The sequence below is a fragment of the Pirellulales bacterium genome (assembly GCA_035533075.1).
Lineage (GTDB): Bacteria > Planctomycetota > Planctomycetia > Pirellulales > JAICIG01 > DASSFG01.
Map to the genome: position 1 here is coordinate 1 of DATLUO010000223.1, position 2,675 is coordinate 2,675.

The 2,675-nt window shown below is 66.2% G+C and carries 1 protein-coding gene; it reads right to left on the bottom strand.

The genetic code is table 11. The features are described from left to right. Positions 1–2,557 (bottom strand): DUF4011 domain-containing protein (locus VNH11_28585; protein ID HVA50346.1); only part of this gene is annotated, 2,557 nt, incomplete at its 3' end. Positions 2,558–2,675 lie beyond the last annotated feature (118 nt).

Below are 2,675 nucleotides of genomic sequence, written 5' to 3' on the forward strand. Positions count from 1 at the left end.
CGTCGTTCGAGGCAGACGGCCTGGGAAGGCCGCCCCACGTCGAGCTCTCGGCGAGCGCGTCGGCTAGGCGTTTGAGCTGCGGCCGCGAAGCCAACCATGCCGCGTAGTACGGCACGCGCTCCTGCTCCAACGCCGAGAGCGCGGGCGCGCGGCCATCGAGCTCGACCAGCCGGTGGACCAACGACCGCAACGGCACCGCGGCCCGATCGGGCACCGAGCACATGGCTTGGCTGAACCGCTCCAAGGGCGTCAGGTGCTCGCGCAGCGCCTCCAACGCGGTCTCGCGCTGTCGCTCGCGGTTCGGGCGGCGCTTGCCCGATGCTTCGAGCAGCGACTCGTAACAACCCTTCAGGTTCATCACGAACTCTTTTTTGTCGGACTGCGAGTCGTGGATCAGCGAGCAAAGCTCGTCGAGTCCTTGTTGCCGCAGGCGAAGATAGACCACGTCGATGGCGGCCCGTTTTTCGCAAACGAACAGCACTCGCCGGCCTTGGGCCACATAGTCGGCAATCAGGTTGGTGATCGTCTGCGATTTGCCGGTGCCGGGCGGCCCTTGAATCACGCAACTGCGGCCGCTGCGCGCCTGTGCGATCGCGCCGGCCTGCGTCGGATCGCAGGCCACCACGTCGTAGCGGTCCTCCAGCGGCGGCGCCGGCCCGTCGTCGCCGGCCACCTCGCGCGGGGCGAGCGAAAAGATGGCGTCGAAGGCGGCGTTGGACGATTCATTTTCCAACAGCGCCGAGTAGTCGCGGACCAGCGACATTTTGCGGTAGCGGAAATTGCCCAACGTCACGCTGCAAAGGTCGAATTCCCAGGTGTAGGGGTTCGTCTCGGTTTCGGCTTCCAGCGTGAACAGCAGCCGCTCTTTCTCGTCGGCCTCCGGCGGGGCGACAACGGAGGATGGCCTTCCCAGGCCGTCCGTTTCGTTCGTCGACGGCCTAGGAAGGCCATCCTCCGGAAGAGACGGCGCGTCGGTCGGGGCGACGGCGAAATGCCGCGTCCGCGCGGCGCCTTCCACGATCAGCCGCAGCCGCGTGCCGGGCGGGCGGATGCGTTCGTTGAACAGCCGCAAGCCAAGCGGATGGTAGTTGTTCGGGTCGTAGCTGTAATCGAGGTCCAAAAAGCTCCGCACGCCGCGGCCCGCCAGCCGCAGCCGCCGACGGTAAAGCTCCAATCGCCGCTGTGCCCGTTCGTGAATCAGCCGGATGCGCGGCCGCTCGACCAGCTTGACATTCACCGCCGGCTCGCTGGCTTGCACCTTCGCCGCCAGAAACTCAAAGAACGCCTTCAGATCCGTCTGTGCCAGGTCGATCGTTTCGGGCAGCTCGACGGCGTAAAGCTGTTTGAACTGGTGCCGCACCACTGGGTTCACTTCCGCCTCGGTCGTCGCCGCCTGCACCCAAAACGTGTCGCGCACGCCCTTCTTCAGCGTCAGCTCGACGGGCAACAGCACCAGCGGCGAATCGTAGCGTTCCGGCGGCGACTGCTTGAGATCGGACCAGCGCAAAAAGCACAGCACCAGACGCAGTTGGGCAAAGCCGAACTCCGTCTGATCGCGGCGGGCTTCCAGACGAATGGCGTCGAGCACGCTGGGCAAGTAGATCGCTTCGGCAAAGTTGAGATACTTGTTGAGTGAGACCGCTTCGCCCTCCACGATGCCGCGGGCGAAGGCGTCGCCCCAGGTCAGAATCTGATCGGGACGGATGGTGCGCACGTCGAACGAGAGCGGCACCGAGGCGTGCGTCAGGTTGACGGTGTGAGCCGTGGCGCGAAAGTGCAACAGTCGGTTCTGCCGCGAGAGGTCGAACAGCCGCTCCCGCAGCCGGCCCAGCACAAGCTGCCGTTTGCCCCGCAGGTCGCGGCGGCCGAAGCCCTCGGCCAGCACCGGGTCGTACGACAGATCGACCGGCTGATCGCGGTAGTTCTCCAGACTCTGCACCAGCGCCGCCAGGTCTTGCGGCCGCCGGTGGCGATCGAGCTCGGTCATGCGCGCGATCGCGCGGGCCAGCACCGGGTGCAGGGCCGCGTTGACGGCGAACAGGTTGTCGCGATTGGCCACGAACGATTGCAGCTCTTCCGGCACGTTCAGATCGAGTCCGCAAGCCAGGCTGGACAACAGCAGGCCCAGGCTGAAGACGTCGGTCAGCGGATCGTGATGGCCCAGCTCGTGCTCCCAGCAGACGTAGCCCGGCAAGTACACCGGCCGCGTCAGCGCTTCGCCGCGCCGGCCGATCTGCAGATCGACGAGCTGCTCGGGCGCATCGAGATCGCTGGTGCGGCGGCTTTCGCCGAGGATTTCCACGGCCCGCGTGGCCGGCTGCGCCAGTTGCCGCACGGCTGCCAGGTTGTTCCGCGGTTCGAGCGCCTGGTCGTCGGCGAACCAGACGCGGCCTTCGTCGACGTGCAGGACATCGATCCCAACCAGCGGAGCGACGTTGCCCGACAAGTGCGTCTCGACCACTTGCCTGGCCAGCGGCAAAAACGCCGCCAGGGTGTCTTCGGTGGAGAAACCGCCGGCGGCCTGGCGGTCGCTAAAGAATTGGGCGAATCCGTTCATGGGATATTCGGCTTTCGTGATGTTGCGTCCGAGACGGTAGGGTGGGACCAGCGAGCTTGCGAGCGCCGGCCCACCGAATTCGACTCTGGCTTTATGGCGGGCCGGCGCTCGCAAGCTC